12 protein-coding genes, 1 tRNA gene, 1 rRNA gene and 1 other annotated feature are annotated in these 14,396 nt (G+C 50.8%); of the genes, 7 read left to right on the plus strand and 7 right to left on the minus strand.

Translation table 11 applies throughout. The features are described from left to right. Nucleotides 1-3: 3 nt before the first annotated feature. The 3 genes from dgcN to IB222_RS05875 all read right to left on the minus strand — a co-directional run bounded on the left by dgcN (nt 4) and on the right by IB222_RS05875 (nt 2,271). Complete coding sequence (gene dgcN / locus IB222_RS05865) at nt 4-1,227, minus strand: diguanylate cyclase DgcN (protein ID WP_149281624.1); 1,224 nt, start codon at nt 1,225-1,227, stop codon at nt 4-6. Continuing rightward, nucleotides 1,220-1,738 carry a YfiR family protein gene (locus IB222_RS05870; protein WP_003826451.1) on the minus strand — a complete coding sequence of 173 codons (519 nt, stop codon included), beginning with the start codon at nt 1,736-1,738 and terminating at the stop codon, nt 1,220-1,222. Before IB222_RS05870 ends, dgcN begins: the two co-directional genes overlap by 8 nt. Nucleotides 1,739-1,896: 158 nt before the next feature. Next, complete coding sequence (locus tag IB222_RS05875; protein WP_003826452.1) at nt 1,897-2,271, minus strand: DUF2799 domain-containing protein; 375 nt, start codon at nt 2,269-2,271, stop codon at nt 1,897-1,899. Nucleotides 2,272-2,486: 215 nt separating this feature from the next. On the opposite strand from IB222_RS05875, the gene aroF reads away from it, so the two are divergent. Further along, on the plus strand, nt 2,487-3,557 hold the full coding sequence (gene aroF, locus IB222_RS05880; protein ID WP_003031241.1) for a 3-deoxy-7-phosphoheptulonate synthase AroF: 1,071 nt from the start codon (nt 2,487-2,489) through the stop codon (nt 3,555-3,557). Nucleotides 3,558-3,567: 10 nt separating this feature from the next. Further along, nucleotides 3,568-4,689 carry a bifunctional chorismate mutase/prephenate dehydrogenase gene (gene tyrA / locus IB222_RS05885; RefSeq protein WP_003826456.1) on the plus strand — a complete coding sequence of 374 codons (1,122 nt, stop codon included), beginning with the start codon at nt 3,568-3,570 and terminating at the stop codon, nt 4,687-4,689. A 96-nt stretch (nt 4,690-4,785) separates the two neighbouring features. On the opposite strand, the gene pheA is transcribed toward tyrA, so the two are convergent. The 4 genes from pheA to bamD form a co-directional block, all read right to left on the minus strand. Continuing rightward, nucleotides 4,786-5,946 (minus strand): bifunctional chorismate mutase/prephenate dehydratase, encoded by a 1,161-nt coding sequence (gene pheA, locus IB222_RS05890; RefSeq protein WP_148361627.1) that lies wholly within the window; start codon nt 5,944-5,946, stop codon nt 4,786-4,788. A 22-nt stretch (nt 5,947-5,968) separates the two neighbouring features. Further along, nucleotides 5,969-6,094, minus strand: a sequence feature (Phe leader region). Then, on the minus strand, nt 6,046-6,093 hold the full coding sequence (gene pheL / locus IB222_RS05895; protein ID WP_100250063.1) for a pheA operon leader peptide PheL: 48 nt from the start codon (nt 6,091-6,093) through the stop codon (nt 6,046-6,048). It overlaps the preceding feature by 48 nt. Before the next feature lie 102 nt (nt 6,095-6,196). After that, nucleotides 6,197-6,535, minus strand: a complete 339-nt coding sequence (gene raiA / locus IB222_RS05900; protein WP_003031244.1) for a ribosome-associated translation inhibitor RaiA — start codon at nt 6,533-6,535, stop codon at nt 6,197-6,199. Nucleotides 6,536-6,804: 269 nt separating this feature from the next. Then, complete coding sequence (bamD, locus tag IB222_RS05905) at nt 6,805-7,542, minus strand: outer membrane protein assembly factor BamD (protein ID WP_003826460.1); 738 nt, start codon at nt 7,540-7,542, stop codon at nt 6,805-6,807. Nucleotides 7,543-7,673: 131 nt separating this feature from the next. Between bamD and rluD the strand changes: the two genes are divergently transcribed. The 5 genes from rluD to IB222_RS05930 all read left to right on the plus strand — a co-directional run bounded on the left by rluD (nt 7,674) and on the right by IB222_RS05930 (nt 14,231). Continuing rightward, on the plus strand, nt 7,674-8,654 hold the full coding sequence (gene rluD / locus IB222_RS05910) for a 23S rRNA pseudouridine(1911/1915/1917) synthase RluD (RefSeq protein ID WP_003826464.1): 981 nt from the start codon (nt 7,674-7,676) through the stop codon (nt 8,652-8,654). Then, nucleotides 8,651-9,382: a purine nucleoside phosphorylase YfiH gene (yfiH, locus tag IB222_RS05915; RefSeq protein ID WP_063941895.1), complete on the plus strand. Its 732-nt coding sequence runs from the start codon at nt 8,651-8,653 to the stop codon at nt 9,380-9,382. Before rluD ends, yfiH begins: the two co-directional genes overlap by 4 nt. A gap of 129 nt (nt 9,383-9,511) precedes the next feature. Further along, on the plus strand, nt 9,512-12,085 hold the full coding sequence (gene clpB / locus IB222_RS05920) for an ATP-dependent chaperone ClpB (protein ID WP_003826468.1): 2,574 nt from the start codon (nt 9,512-9,514) through the stop codon (nt 12,083-12,085). A gap of 443 nt (nt 12,086-12,528) precedes the next feature. Further along, nucleotides 12,529-14,070, plus strand: a 16S ribosomal RNA gene (locus IB222_RS05925). Between the two features lie 85 nt (nt 14,071-14,155). Then, nucleotides 14,156-14,231, plus strand: a tRNA-Glu gene (locus IB222_RS05930). Nucleotides 14,232-14,396 lie beyond the last annotated feature (165 nt).

Raw genomic sequence — 14,396 nt, forward strand, 5'->3', positions numbered from 1 at the left:
TTATTATTTAATAATGCGTTCAGAACGCAAATGTTTAGCCTGATACATATTTTGATCGGCAAGTTCTTGTAATTTTTCGGCAGAGGCATGTTCCCACGTCAGCGCAAACCCAATGCTGAGTGTCATGCTTGCCAGATGACCATTATGCAGGTCAAAAGGTCGGTTAAACTCTTGTGACAGTGCCGCGCAGATCCGCTGAACCTCATATTCAGAGTGAACGCTATACAGCACCATAGCGAACTCATCGCCGCCAAGTCTGTATGGGTAATGGCGACTCCCCCCAAACTCGGATAACCTTTTTGCGACTTCAATCAGGACCCGATCCCCCGCTGCGTGGCCCCAGGTATCATTAATAAATTTAAAATTATCGCCATCAAGGAATAACAATGCCGAGCTGCTGTGCGCTGCGTCGTCATTCATTAGGGCATTTATGCTGCTGCGAAATGCGGCGCGATTAGCCAGACCCGTCAGAGGATCATGTAGTGCAGTACGCAAAAGCTGAGCGTTTTTTGCCTGCAGTTTAAGTTGCCACTCCTCCATCTCGTCCAGCAGACTATTAAAGTCCAGGGCAAAGAGATGAAACTCTTCAATGCGTTCCTCTGATACGCGCCGTGAAAAGTTACGATTGGTACGAACATCATGTACCACCTCGGTAATGTTTTGCAGTGCATCCACAACGCCATTGTGTAAATAGCGAGTGAGCATTAATGCAATACCGGATGCCAACAGGATGCACCCGGTAAGGACGGCCAGCGACAAATAGATGAAATGACTGATAACGCTATCGCGCGCAGTCAATCGTACTTCACCGATGACGTTGCCATTATGCAAAATTGGCTGAGTGACCGGTTGTGGGAACAGCCAGTGGCTGATCATCCCGCTGATCTTTTCAGTGGTATCCTGCGCGTTATAGCGCCAGGTGGCGATCACCTTCTGGTTTTTATTACGAACTTCTGCAACAGAAAATTGCCCCTGCTGGCCCAGTGCCGCCAGCGTTTCAGTTGCTGCAACACTATCAGAAAAGACTAATGCAGCTTCGAGCGTACGGGTCATAGTAGCGGCAGTCAGATCCAGATTCTTTTGCGCATACTGTCTTAATGCCAGCACGGAAGAAATGCTGAGCAGCAGCCAGATCAGCATCATGGTTACCAGAACGCTGATTATGCTGATACGCCGTAATGTTCGCTTAAACGTCGGGCGTGCTATGGGAGAATGGCCCTTATCCATGCTTATTATTCCGTGCAAGCATCAATACGTCTGGACTGACCCTTACGCCGCTGCGTGAAAGGGAATCCATATTTACGGAAAATCTCACATCTTCGTCTTTAATTATGAGACAAAAGGCGCTGCCAATAACGCATTCGGGGTTCTGTTCAGCAATTAATAACAATGCCTTAGTCGGATATTTATTCTTTAATTCCACCTGATAAGTAGGGGATTCTTTTCCAAAATAAAAACCGTCACACTGCGAAACTAATATTTCTTGTTCCGTACGGATGATGACGGGAAGATAGGGTAATGCGCCTGCACTGGTATCTTTCAGGACACTGGAAAAACGCGATGAAGAGAAAATACACAGTTTTGGGGGCCCGGAAAGTGCGGGCCAGCGTGTATAACTGACGATGCCGGAAACCATAGCGCGTACCGATTTTGCTTCTTCCGTAACGCTTTGGGCATACAGCGGTAATCCGGTCAGGAGCAGTGCCAGTAGAAGTATGAGTCGGTAAGAATAGCTCATGAATAGTTACCTACCAGCGTTTGCTGTAAAACGTCGAAATACATTCAAGATTGTTTGCAACAAAATAACATTATTTTCCTAAGCCGTCATTATTCCTGGAATAATGCTATTGGTGATTTAAGTTAAATCTTAATGGTTTATAAAATATAACCCATTGTTTAATTTAACCTTATCGAGGCGGCACCCTCGTTTGCCCCTTGCTGCCAGGCGCTGTGTAACTGGTCAACATTTTCGACAGTATCGCAACTGGGCGGAAAAGTTTTCCCGGTCAGGCCTCTGGCATAAACAAAATCCTGCTGGCAGGTTTTACGCTGTCCCTCGGCGTAACCCTTAAGGTATTCCGTACGATCGACGTTGCGGTCATTGTAGTTGTCGGCAAGCGTTTCATTATCTTTAACGGCATAGCCCGAAATGGCATCTTGTATCCCGGCGTCGTACCAGTCGGTACCAGTCCAGGTAGGGGCATGGGTGTAGGGGTCTATCTGACATCCGCTAAGAAGTAATAGAAACAAGATGCTGATGAGTTGCTTCATTGCCTGTGCTCCTTCGTTTTTTTAAGCATAGTGGATCTGAAAATTCGGTGGTGTAAATTTAAATGTACATTTATAAGGGCTGTTTTTGTCTTAAAATGGCACAATGTAAATTAAAATTTACGGATTGTGGATTGAAATCTTTACCTGTTGTGATATCGTTATTTCCTCCTCGCTGAGGATCAACTATCGCAAACGAGCTAAACAGGATCACCATCATGCAAAAAGACGCGCTGAACAACGTACATATTACCGACGAACAGGTTCTGATGACTCCGGAGCAGCTGAAAGCTGAATTTCCGCTGAGCCAGGAGCAAGAGGCGCAAATCGCCCAGTCGCGTAAAACCATCTCAGATATTATCTCTGGTCGCGATCCTCGCCTGCTGGTGGTATGTGGCCCATGCTCCATTCACGATCCTGAAATGGCGATTGAGTATGCTCGTCGATTTAAAGCCCTTGCCGCAGAGGTCAGCGATAGCCTCTACCTGGTGATGCGCGTCTATTTTGAAAAACCCCGTACCACTGTCGGCTGGAAAGGGTTAATTAACGATCCTCATATGGATGGCTCTTTTGATGTTGAAGCAGGTCTGAAAATTGCGCGTCAGCTGCTGCTTGAACTGGTAAATATGGGACTGCCGCTGGCAACTGAAGCGCTGGATCCAAATAGCCCGCAATACCTGGGCGATCTGTTTAGCTGGTCCGCAATCGGTGCCCGTACCACGGAATCGCAGACTCACCGTGAAATGGCTTCCGGTCTTTCGATGCCGGTTGGCTTTAAGAATGGTACCGACGGTAGCCTGGCGACCGCCATTAACGCCATGCGTGCGGCTGCGCAGTCGCACCGCTTTGTCGGTATTAATCAGGCCGGGCAGGTTGCACTGCTGCAAACACAGGGGAATCCGGACGGTCACGTGATCTTGCGCGGGGGTAAAGCGCCGAACTACAGCCCGGCAGATGTCGCCCAGTGCGAAAAAGAGATGGAGCAGGCGGGACTAAGACCTTCTCTGATGGTAGATTGCAGTCATGGTAATTCCAATAAAGATTACCGCCGTCAGCCTGCCGTGGCTGAATCCGTGATTGCACAAATCAAAGATGGCAATCGCTCGATCATTGGCTTGATGATTGAAAGTAATATTCACGAAGGCAACCAGTCTTCTGAACAGCCGCGCAGTGAAATGAAATACGGCGTGTCCGTAACCGATGCCTGCATCAGTTGGGAAATGACGGATGCGCTGCTGCGTGAAATTAGCCAGGATTTAAACGGCCAGCTGTCGGCGCGTGTAGCATAAGAGGTTGGTTATGGTTGCTGAATTGACCGCATTACGCGATCAAATTGATGAAGTCGACAAGGCGTTGCTGGATTTACTGGCACGCCGCCTGGAGCTGGTTGCCGAAGTTGGTGAAGTAAAAAGCCGCTTTGGGCTGCCGATCTACGTACCGGAACGGGAAGCCTCTATGCTGGCCTCTCGTCGTGCGGAAGCGGAAGCCCTTGGCGTGCCGCCGGACCTGATTGAAGATGTGCTACGCCGCGTTATGCGTGAGTCCTACTCCAGTGAGAACGACAAAGGGTTTAAAACGCTTTGTCCTTCTCTGCGGCCGGTGGTGATTGTCGGCGGCGGCGGTCAGATGGGGCGTCTGTTCGAAAAAATGCTCACCCTGTCAGGTTACCAGGTGCGGATCCTGGAACAGCAGGACTGGGATCGCGCGCCGGAGATCGTCTCTGATGCCGGCATGGTGATCGTCAGCGTGCCGATCCACGTCACCGAGCAGGTGATCGCCAAACTACCGCGTCTGCCGTCTGACTGCATCCTGGTGGATCTGGCTTCAGTGAAAAATGGTCCTTTGCAGGCGATGCTGGCTGCACATGATGGCCCGGTGGTGGGGTTACACCCAATGTTTGGTCCGGACAGCGGCAGTCTGGCCAAGCAGGTCGTAGTTTGGTGTGACGGACGTCAGCCGGAAGCTTATCAGTGGTTTCTGGAACAGATTCAGGTATGGGGTGCGCGACTGCATCGGATCAGCGCCGTTGAACATGACCAGAACATGGCGTTTATTCAGGCACTGCGTCACTTTGCGACCTTTGCTTACGGTCTGCATTTAGCGGAAGAGAACGTTCAACTGGAGCAGCTGCTGGCGCTCTCTTCGCCGATTTACCGCCTTGAACTGGCAATGGTTGGCCGTCTGTTTGCCCAGGATCCGCAGCTCTATGCCGATATTATTATGTCGTCTGAGAGCAACCTTGCGCTGATTAAACGCTACTACCAACGTTTTGGCGAGGCGATCGGTTTGCTGGAGCAGGGCGATAAGCAAGCGTTTATCGACAGCTTCCGTAAGGTGGAGCACTGGTTTGGCGATTATGCGAAACGCTTCCAGAGTGAAAGCCGTACTTTGTTACGTCAGGCGAATGACAGCCGTCCTTAATTAAGATGCCGGATGGCGGCTTCGCCTTATCCGGCCTTCAAAAATCGTATGAATCGTAGGCCGGATAAGCGTAGCGCCATCCGGCATTGTCAAACGTTAGCTCGGATCGACTGGCACCACGTTCTCACTTGGATAGCATCCCAGTACTTTCATCGAACGCGTAATCTCACCCAGCTCTTTCAATGCTTTTTGCATCTGGGGCGATTCCAGGTTGGCCTGGATATCAAGATAAAACATCTCTTCCCACGGATTGCCGTGAATCGGGCGTGACTCCAGTTTAGTCATAATCAGATTATGGTTACGCAGTACCAGCAGCGCCTCAACCAGCGCACCGGCCTGTTGTCCTGTTGCCATCAGCAGCGTGGTTTTTGCCGGAACCTGGTCGGATACATTGATTGCTTTACGTGCCAGCACCACGAAACGGGTGATGTTTTGCGACTGGTTAGCCTCAATATGTTCGAGAACCTGCAATCCATACAGTACGCCTCCGGCTTCGCTCCCCAGGGCCGCCACGCGCGGTGAGTTAGCCTGCGCAACTTTTTCCATCGCCGCAGAGGTGCTTTCGGTGTACTCAATCTTCCAGTGCGGGTAGCGATTCAGGAACTTGCTGCACTGCTGGAACGGTTGCGGATGACTATATACCGTTTCAATGGTCTCAAGATCCGTTGTGCCAGACACCAGTACACAGTGGTCTATTGCAATGGTCATCTCGCCAACGATAGACAGGCTGGTGTGCTGCAGCAGGTCGTAAACGTCGTTAATCCCACCGGAGCTGGTGTTTTCAATCGGAACTACAGCATAGTCAGCCTGTCCGGTTTCGACCTGATTAAAGATATCGGCAAATTTTGCGCAGCCGCTTTCAATAAATTGTTCAAAATGGCGGGCAGCGTACTGACGTGCTGCGAGGTGAGAATATGACCCTTTTGGCCCAAGGAAGGCCACGCGCGCGGAGTGTGGGTTAATTTTGTTCAGGTGCTGCTGGAGCAGTGCCTGTTGAGTCAGGACGGAGTCTTCGATGATGAGCTGGAACAGGCGAGTAATGTAGTGAGCATCAAGATGATGTGCTTTGCCAAGCTGAATGAGTCGGTCCAAAAGGTCACGTTCACGGTCGATATCACGAACCGGACGATGCGAAAGCAGTTTGGCTTTACCAACTTCTACGGCCAGTCCACGTCGCTCAGCCAGCAGGGCCAGTAATTTTTCATCCAGCGTGCTGATCTTATCGCGCAGCGCCAGCAATGGGTTTTCCGATGTCATAGTGTTGCCTTTCTTGTTATCAATAAAAAAGGCCCCCCGTTGTGGGAGGCCTTATTGTTCGTCTTCGCATTCTTTATCACACGACGAAACGCCTCCCATTCAGGGGAAGGTAAAAAAGAATGCGAAGAAGAACGGGACAAGTTTCATGTAATTTTCCTTTGGCTACGTCAGTAAAGTACCCGTACTGTTTTCACCCTGTCAACAAAAAACGCGCCCGAAGGCGCGTTGGCGATACACTCAATGTAAGGGACTACTCTTCTTCTGCTTCGACGAAGTTGGCGTCTTTGACTGAAGTTGTTGCACGACGGGCTTCGCCTTTGTGCTGCACTTTATTGAGCTGCCGTTCCAGCTTGTTGATCAAATCGTTAATTGCGGTGTACATATCCTCGTGTTTTGCGCTGGCGACCAGATGTCCGTTCGGTGTATTGATGGTGGCATCAGCAATGAAACCCTGTGGCTCCTTAGACAGAATGATATGTGGATTAATCAGATGAGTTTGCCATTTTTCTAGTTTGGCGAGACGGTCTGCGACATGCTGGCGAATTGCCGGAGTAATTTCCATTTGTTTACTGGTAATGTTCATTGTCATAAATTTTACCTCTTGTCTTTCCCGTCTTGGTGATTCCAGCATACCGTTCCTAATGTCAAAATGTGTGATCTAAATCACATTATTTTGTCGCTTTTTGTCAAGAAAACCTTTTTGTGAGGCATCGCAGGAACAGGCGATTTTTTACTTGAGGAATACCTGAAAGCAGGCCATATTTGATGGGATGCGTTGGAGCTAAACCGCTTCAGTTGTGGCGTTAACGGATAAAAAAACGGCAGCCCAAGGGCTGCCGTTTTGCATTCTGAGGCAAATCAGGTATTGCTGCTGTTGGCGGCAATGATTTTCGCGACTTTTTCAGCTTGCGCATTCATCTGCATCTGGCGATAAGCGTTTTCCATCAACGGCAGGGCATTACGTGTTGCCTGGGTATCCGGGTAGTCGCGCAGCATGCCTTCCACACGGTTTACCACGGCAACCCATGCGCCGCGGGCAGTGTAGTATTCTGCAACGGAGTATTCATACTTCGCCAGCCGGTCTTTCAGGAACACCAGACGTTTGGTGGCGTCAGTGGTGTACTGGCTATTCGGATACCCACGCACCAGTTTGGAAAAGTCATTAAACGCAGCTCGGGCATGTTGTGGATCGCGATCGCTGCGATCAACACCAAAGAATCCTTGCAGTGCGCTATCATCCAACGCCATATTGGTCAGGCCACGCATATACATGACATAATCAATGTTAGGGTGTGTCGGGTTAAGACGGATAAAACGATCGATGGCAGCCTGAGCAAGTGGCAGATCGGCGTTTTTGTAGTAGGCATAGATGAGATCTAATTGCACCTGCTGAGAATACGGTCCAAATGGATAACGGTTATCCAACGCTTCCAATTGCGTTATTGCCTGTTTCCAGTTACCGTCCTGCAGCTTTTGCTGAGCAGTCGCGTAGATTTCATTTGGCGGATTATCGGGCACCTCTTCCTTTGAACCAGAGCAACCCGCCAAAAACAGGCTCAACGTGGCTGCTGCCACCAGATATTTCATGCGCGTCATGACGTTTTGACTTTCCTCAAAATGTAATACGGGAGATTCTCTGTTCCTGCTCCCGGTTAAGACCAGCTACAATAGCACACTATATTAAACGGCAAAGCCGTAAAACCCAACGTTAAACGAAGAAGCAGTTTATGGCACAACGAGTAGAACTCACCGCAACAGTCTCCGAAAATCAGCTCGGTCAACGCTTAGATCAGGCTTTGGCCGAATTGTTCCCTGATTATTCGCGATCGCGCATAAAAGAATGGATCCTCGACCAGCGCGTACTGGTAAATGACCAACTTTGCGATAAACCGAAAGAAAAAGTGTTGGGTGGAGAGCGTGTCTCCATCAACGCAGAAATTGATGAAGAGGTTCGTTTTGAACCTCAGGATATCCCACTGGATATCGTTTATGAAGATGACGACATTCTTGTCATCAACAAACCCCGTGACCTTGTAGTGCATCCGGGCGCCGGGAATCCCGATGGCACGGTATTGAATGCGTTACTGCATTACTACCCGCCAATCGCGGATGTTCCTCGTGCCGGTATCGTACACCGTCTGGATAAAGACACGACCGGATTAATGGTGGTGGCAAAAACGGTTCCGGCGCAAACACGTTTGGTGGAGTCGTTGCAGCTGCGCGAAATTACCCGTGAGTACGAAGCCGTGGCGATTGGTCACATGACTGCTGGCGGAACCGTTGAGGAACCGATTAGCCGTCACCCGACCAAGCGTACGCACATGGCCGTACACCCAATGGGGAAACCGGCGGTAACGCACTATCGCATTATGGAACACTTCCGTGTGCACACGCGTCTGCGGTTGCGTCTGGAAACCGGACGTACGCACCAGATCCGCGTGCACATGGCACATATCACTCATCCTCTGGTGGGCGATCAGGTCTACGGTGGCCGTCCACGTCCACCGAAAGGCGCTTCTGACGAATTTATCTCCGTACTGCGTAAGTTCGACCGTCAGGCGCTGCATGCGACCATGCTGCGTTTGTATCACCCGATTTCCGGTATCGAAATGGAATGGCATGCGCCGATTCCACAAGATATGGTGCAATTGATTGAAGTGATGCGCGCTGATTTCGAAGAACACAAGGATGATATTGCCTGGCTATGAGTAAGCTAATTGTCCCGCAGTGGCCGATACCGCAAGGTGTCGCGGCGTGTAGTTCTACCCGTATTGGCGGAGTCAGTATGCCGCCTTACGATTCGCTGAATCTGGGCGCCCATTGCGGCGATAACCCGGAGCATGTTGAAGAGAACCGCAAACGACTGTTTGCTGCGGGCAATCTGCCGTCAAAGCCGGTCTGGCTGGAGCAGGTCCACGGTAAGGATGTCCTGAAACTGACCGGCGAGCCTTACGCCTCCAAACGTGCAGATGCGTCGTACAGCAACACGCCGGGCACCGTGTGTGCGGTGATGACCGCTGATTGTTTGCCGGTGTTGTTTTGCAATCGTGCCGGAACGGAAGTTGCTGCTGCCCATGCGGGTTGGCGCGGATTATGCGCCGGCGTGCTGGAAGAGACGGTGGCGTGTTTTGCCGACAAACCTGAAAACATTATTGCCTGGCTAGGCCCGGCGATAGGTCCAAACGCGTTTGAAGTTGGACCAGAAGTCCGCGAGGCGTTCATGACGAAAGATCCGCAAGCGGACCTTGCATTTGTGCCGCGCGGCGACAAGTATCTGGCGGATATCTACCAGCTTGCCCGTCAGCGCCTGGCCAATGTCGGAGTGGAGAATCTCTACGGTGGCGACCGTTGCACCTTCAGCGAAAGTGAGACGTTCTTCTCTTATCGTCGTGACAATACCACGGGTCGTATGGCAAGTTTTATTTGGCTGATATAACCTAAAGAATCAAGACGATCCGGTACGTGTAATTTTCTTTTCACATAATTCAGGTCATTCACCTTGAATAATTGAGGGATGACCTCATTTAATCTCCAGTAGCAATTTTGACCTGTTATGGGAGGAGTTATGCGTCTGGATCGTCTTACTAATAAATTCCAGCTTGCTCTTGCCGATGCCCAGTCACTCGCATTGGGGCACGACAATCAATTTATCGAACCACTTCATCTAATGAGCGCCTTGCTGAATCAGGAAGGGGGATCGGTACGTCCTTTATTAACGTCTGCTGGCATTAATGCTGGCCAGTTACGTACAGCCATTGACCAGGCGTTGAGCCGTTTGCCACAGGTAGAAGGTACCGGCGGCGATGTGCAGCCTTCTCAGGAACTGGTGCGTGTACTGAATCTTTGCGACAAGCTGGCGCAAAAACGTGGGGACAACTTTATTTCGTCAGAACTGTTCGTTCTGGCGGCGCTTGAGTCACGCGGTACGCTGACCGATTTATTAAAATCAGCAGGCGCGACGACCGCCAATATCACTCAGGCAATTGAACAAATGCGTGGAGGTGAAAGCGTGAATGACCAGGGGGCTGAAGACCAACGTCAGGCCTTGAAAAAATATACCGTCGATCTGACCGAACGTGCCGAACAGGGCAAACTCGATCCGGTCATCGGCCGTGATGAAGAAATTCGCCGTACCATTCAGGTGCTGCAACGTCGTACTAAAAATAACCCGGTGTTAATCGGTGAACCCGGTGTCGGTAAAACCGCCATCGTTGAAGGGCTGGCCCAACGCATCATCAATGGTGAAGTGCCGGAAGGCTTAAAAGGCCGTCGTGTACTGGCACTGGATATGGGCGCGCTGGTGGCTGGGGCCAAATATCGTGGTGAGTTCGAAGAACGTTTAAAAGGTGTGCTGAACGATCTCTCGAAACAGGAAGGCAACGTCATTCTGTTTATCGACGAATTGCATACCATGGTTGGGGCGGGTAAAGCCGATGGCGCAATGGACGCCGGGAACATGCTGAAACCTGCATTGGCCCGTGGGGAGCTGCACTGCGTAGGTGCAACAACGCTTGATGAATATCGCCAGTACATCGAAAAAGATGCGGCGCTGGAACGTCGTTTCCAGAAAGTGTTTGTGGCTGAACCTTCAGTGGAAGACACCATCGCAATCTTGCGTGGCCTGAAAGAACGTTATGAACTGCACCATCATGTGCAGATTACTGACCCGGCGATTGTTGCGGCAGCTACGCTGTCTCACCGCTATATTGCCGATCGTCAGTTGCCGGATAAAGCTATCGACCTTATTGACGAAGCGGCATCCAGCATTCGTATGCAGATTGACTCCAAGCCGGAGGAACTCGACAGACTCGACCGCCGTATTATCCAGCTCAAACTGGAACAGCAGGCATTAATGAAAGAGTCTGATGAGGCAAGTAAAAAACGTCTCGATATGCTCAACGAAGAGCTGGACGACAAAGAACGTCAGTATTCTGAGTTAGAGGAAGAGTGGAAAGCTGAAAAAGCTTCCCTCTCGGGAACGCAAACTATCAAGGCTGAGCTGGAGCAGGCAAAAATCGCCATCGAACAGGCGCGCCGCGTTGGCGACCTGGCGCGGATGTCTGAACTGCAGTACGGCAAAATTCCTGAACTGGAAAAACAGCTGGAAGCAGCTACCCAGTCTGAAGGCAAAACCATGCGTCTGCTGCGTAATAAAGTCACGGATGCAGAAATTGCTGAGGTGCTGGCGCGCTGGACCGGGATCCCAGTTGCTCGCATGCTGGAAGGCGAACGGGAAAAACTATTGCGTATGGAGCAGGAGCTGCACAGCCGCGTGATTGGTCAGAACGAAGCGGTGGAAGCCGTTTCTAACGCCATCCGTCGTAGCCGTGCGGGCTTGTCCGATCCGAATCGTCCGATTGGTTCATTCCTGTTCCTTGGTCCAACCGGTGTCGGTAAAACCGAACTGTGCAAAGCGCTGGCAAACTTTATGTTCGACAGTGACGATGCAATGGTGCGTATCGATATGTCCGAGTTTATGGAGAAACACTCCGTGTCTCGTTTGGTCGGGGCACCTCCGGGATATGTCGGTTATGAAGAAGGTGGGTATCTGACGGAAGCAGTACGTCGTCGTCCTTACTCCGTCATCTTGTTGGATGAAGTGGAGAAAGCGCATCCGGATGTGTTCAACATTCTGCTGCAGGTGCTTGATGATGGTCGTCTGACTGACGGACAGGGGAGAACGGTCGACTTCCGTAATACGGTTGTCATTATGACCTCAAACCTGGGTTCCGATCTGATCCAGGAACGCTTCGGTGAGCTGGATTACGGCCATATGAAAGATATGGTGCTGGGCGTTGTGAGCAATAACTTCCGCCCGGAATTCATCAACCGTATAGATGAGGTTGTTGTGTTCCACCCGCTGGGTGAGCAGCATATTGCTTCTATTGCTCAGATCCAGTTGCAGCGTCTGTACAAACGTCTGGAAGAGCGTGGCTATGAAATCCATATTTCTGACGAGGCGCTTAAACTGCTGAGCGCGAATGGTTACGATCCGGTGTATGGCGCGCGTCCATTGAAACGTGCTATCCAGCAGCAGATCGAAAACCCGCTGGCGCAGCAAATTCTGTCTGGTGAACTGATTCCGGGCAAAACGATTCGTCTGGAAGTGAATGACGATCGCATAGTGGCAGTGCAGTAAGTCACAAAACAACAATAAACGGGCCCTGCGGGGCTCGTTTTTGTTTAAAATCCAGGCGGAAATGGACGTATTGATTGAAAAGTAATCGCTTGATGGGTTTTTTTTATTTTTAACTTGTCAGCCTGAAATAACTCCCTATAATGCGCCTCCACTGACACGGAACAACGGATTACAAGCCGCCGGGTCAGCGGGGTTCCACTGAGAACTCCGGCGAAGAAAGCGAAATTAAATGCTTGACTTCGTAGCGGGATGGCGTAATATGCACACCCCGCGCCGCTGAGAAAAAGCGAAGCGGCACTGCTCTTTAACAATTTATCAGACAATCTGTGTGGGCACTCGAAGATACGGATTCTTAACGTCGCAAGACGAAAAATGAATACCAAGTCTCAACGAGTGAACACGTAATTCATTACGAAGTTTAATTCATTGAGCATCAAACTTTTAAATTGAAGAGTTTGATCATGGCTCAGATTGAACGCTGGCGGCAGGCCTAACACATGCAAGTCGAACGGTAGCACAGAGGAGCTTGCTCCTTGGGTGACGAGTGGCGGACGGGTGAGTAATGTCTGGGAAACTGCCCGATGGAGGGGGATAACTACTGGAAACGGTAGCTAATACCGCATAACGTCGCAAGACCAAAGAGGGGGACCTTCGGGCCTCTTGCCATCGGATGTGCCCAGATGGGATTAGCTAGTAGGTGGGGTAACGGCTCACCTAGGCGACGATCCCTAGCTGGTCTGAGAGGATGACCAGCCACACTGGAACTGAGACACGGTCCAGACTCCTACGGGAGGCAGCAGTGGGGAATATTGCACAATGGGCGCAAGCCTGATGCAGCCATGCCGCGTGTATGAAGAAGGCCTTCGGGTTGTAAAGTACTTTCAGCGAGGAGGAAGGTGTTGTGGTTAATAACCGCAGCAATTGACGTTACTCGCAGAAGAAGCACCGGCTAACTCCGTGCCAGCAGCCGCGGTAATACGGAGGGTGCAAGCGTTAATCGGAATTACTGGGCGTAAAGCGCACGCAGGCGGTCTGTCAAGTCGGATGTGAAATCCCCGGGCTCAACCTGGGAACTGCATCCGAAACTGGCAGGCTAGAGTCTTGTAGAGGGGGGTAGAATTCCAGGTGTAGCGGTGAAATGCGTAGAGATCTGGAGGAATACCGGTGGCGAAGGCGGCCCCCTGGACAAAGACTGACGCTCAGGTGCGAAAGCGTGGGGAGCAAACAGGATTAGATACCCTGGTAGTCCACGCCGTAAACGATGTCGACTTGGAGGTTGTGCCCTTGAGGCGTGGCTTCCGGAGCTAACGCGTTAAGTCGACCGCCTGGGGAGTACGGCCGCAAGGTTAAAACTCAAATGAATTGACGGGGGCCCGCACAAGCGGTGGAGCATGTGGTTTAATTCGATGCAACGCGAAGAACCTTACCTACTCTTGACATCCAGAGAACTTAGCAGAGATGCTTTGGTGCCTTCGGGAACTCTGAGACAGGTGCTGCATGGCTGTCGTCAGCTCGTGTTGTGAAATGTTGGGTTAAGTCCCGCAACGAGCGCAACCCTTATCCTTTGTTGCCAGCGGTTCGGCCGGGAACTCAAAGGAGACTGCCAGTGATAAACTGGAGGAAGGTGGGGATGACGTCAAGTCATCATGGCCCTTACGAGTAGGGCTACACACGTGCTACAATGGCATATACAAAGAGAAGCGACCTCGCGAGAGCAAGCGGACCTCATAAAGTATGTCGTAGTCCGGATTGGAGTCTGCAACTCGACTCCATGAAGTCGGAATCGCTAGTAATCGTGGATCAGAATGCCACGGTGAATACGTTCCCGGGCCTTGTACACACCGCCCGTCACACCATGGGAGTGGGTTGCAAAAGAAGTAGGTAGCTTAACCTTCGGGAGGGCGCTTACCACTTTGTGATTCATGACTGGGGTGAAGTCGTAACAAGGTAACCGTAGGGGAACCTGCGGTTGGATCACCTCCTTACCTTAAAGAAACGTTCTTTGTAGTGCTCACACAGATTGTCTGATGAAAAGTAAATAGCAAGGCGTCTTGCGATTGAGACTTCAGTGTCCCCTTCGTCTAGAGGCCCAGGACACCGCCCTTTCACGGCGGTAACAGGGGTTCGAATCCCCTAGGGGACGCCACTTGCTGGTATGTGTGAGTGAAAGTCGCCGACCGAAGTATCTCAAAACTGACTTCCGAGTCACGTTTGAGATATTTGCTCTTTAAAAATCTGGATCAAGCTGAAAATTGAAACGACACACTGTTTCATTTCTCCGTAATAAGAAATGAAAAGCGGTGTGTTCGAG

This window comes from Citrobacter sp. C13 (genome assembly GCF_014596815.2).
Classification (GTDB): Bacteria; Pseudomonadota; Gammaproteobacteria; order Enterobacterales; family Enterobacteriaceae; genus Citrobacter; species Citrobacter portucalensis.

Coding starts and splice junctions, on each gene's coding strand:
- aroF (WP_003031241.1), top strand. CDS start 2,487: ATGCAAAAAGACGCGCTGAACAACGTACATATTACCGACGAACAGGTT.
- IB222_RS05870 (WP_003826451.1), bottom strand. CDS start 1,738: ATGAGCTATTCTTACCGACTCATACTTCTACTGGCACTGCTCCTGACC.
- IB222_RS05875 (WP_003826452.1), bottom strand. CDS start 2,271: ATGAAGCAACTCATCAGCATCTTGTTTCTATTACTTCTTAGCGGATGT.
- yfiH (WP_063941895.1), top strand. CDS start 8,651: ATGAGTAAGCTAATTGTCCCGCAGTGGCCGATACCGCAAGGTGTCGCG.
- rluD (WP_003826464.1), top strand. CDS start 7,674: ATGGCACAACGAGTAGAACTCACCGCAACAGTCTCCGAAAATCAGCTC.
- tyrA (WP_003826456.1), top strand. CDS start 3,568: ATGGTTGCTGAATTGACCGCATTACGCGATCAAATTGATGAAGTCGAC.
- pheA (WP_148361627.1), bottom strand. CDS start 5,946: ATGACATCGGAAAACCCATTGCTGGCGCTGCGCGATAAGATCAGCACG.
- bamD (WP_003826460.1), bottom strand. CDS start 7,542: ATGACGCGCATGAAATATCTGGTGGCAGCAGCCACGTTGAGCCTGTTT.
- raiA (WP_003031244.1), bottom strand. CDS start 6,535: ATGACAATGAACATTACCAGTAAACAAATGGAAATTACTCCGGCAATT.
- clpB (WP_003826468.1), top strand. CDS start 9,512: ATGCGTCTGGATCGTCTTACTAATAAATTCCAGCTTGCTCTTGCCGAT.
- dgcN (WP_149281624.1), bottom strand. CDS start 1,227: ATGGATAAGGGCCATTCTCCCATAGCACGCCCGACGTTTAAGCGAACA.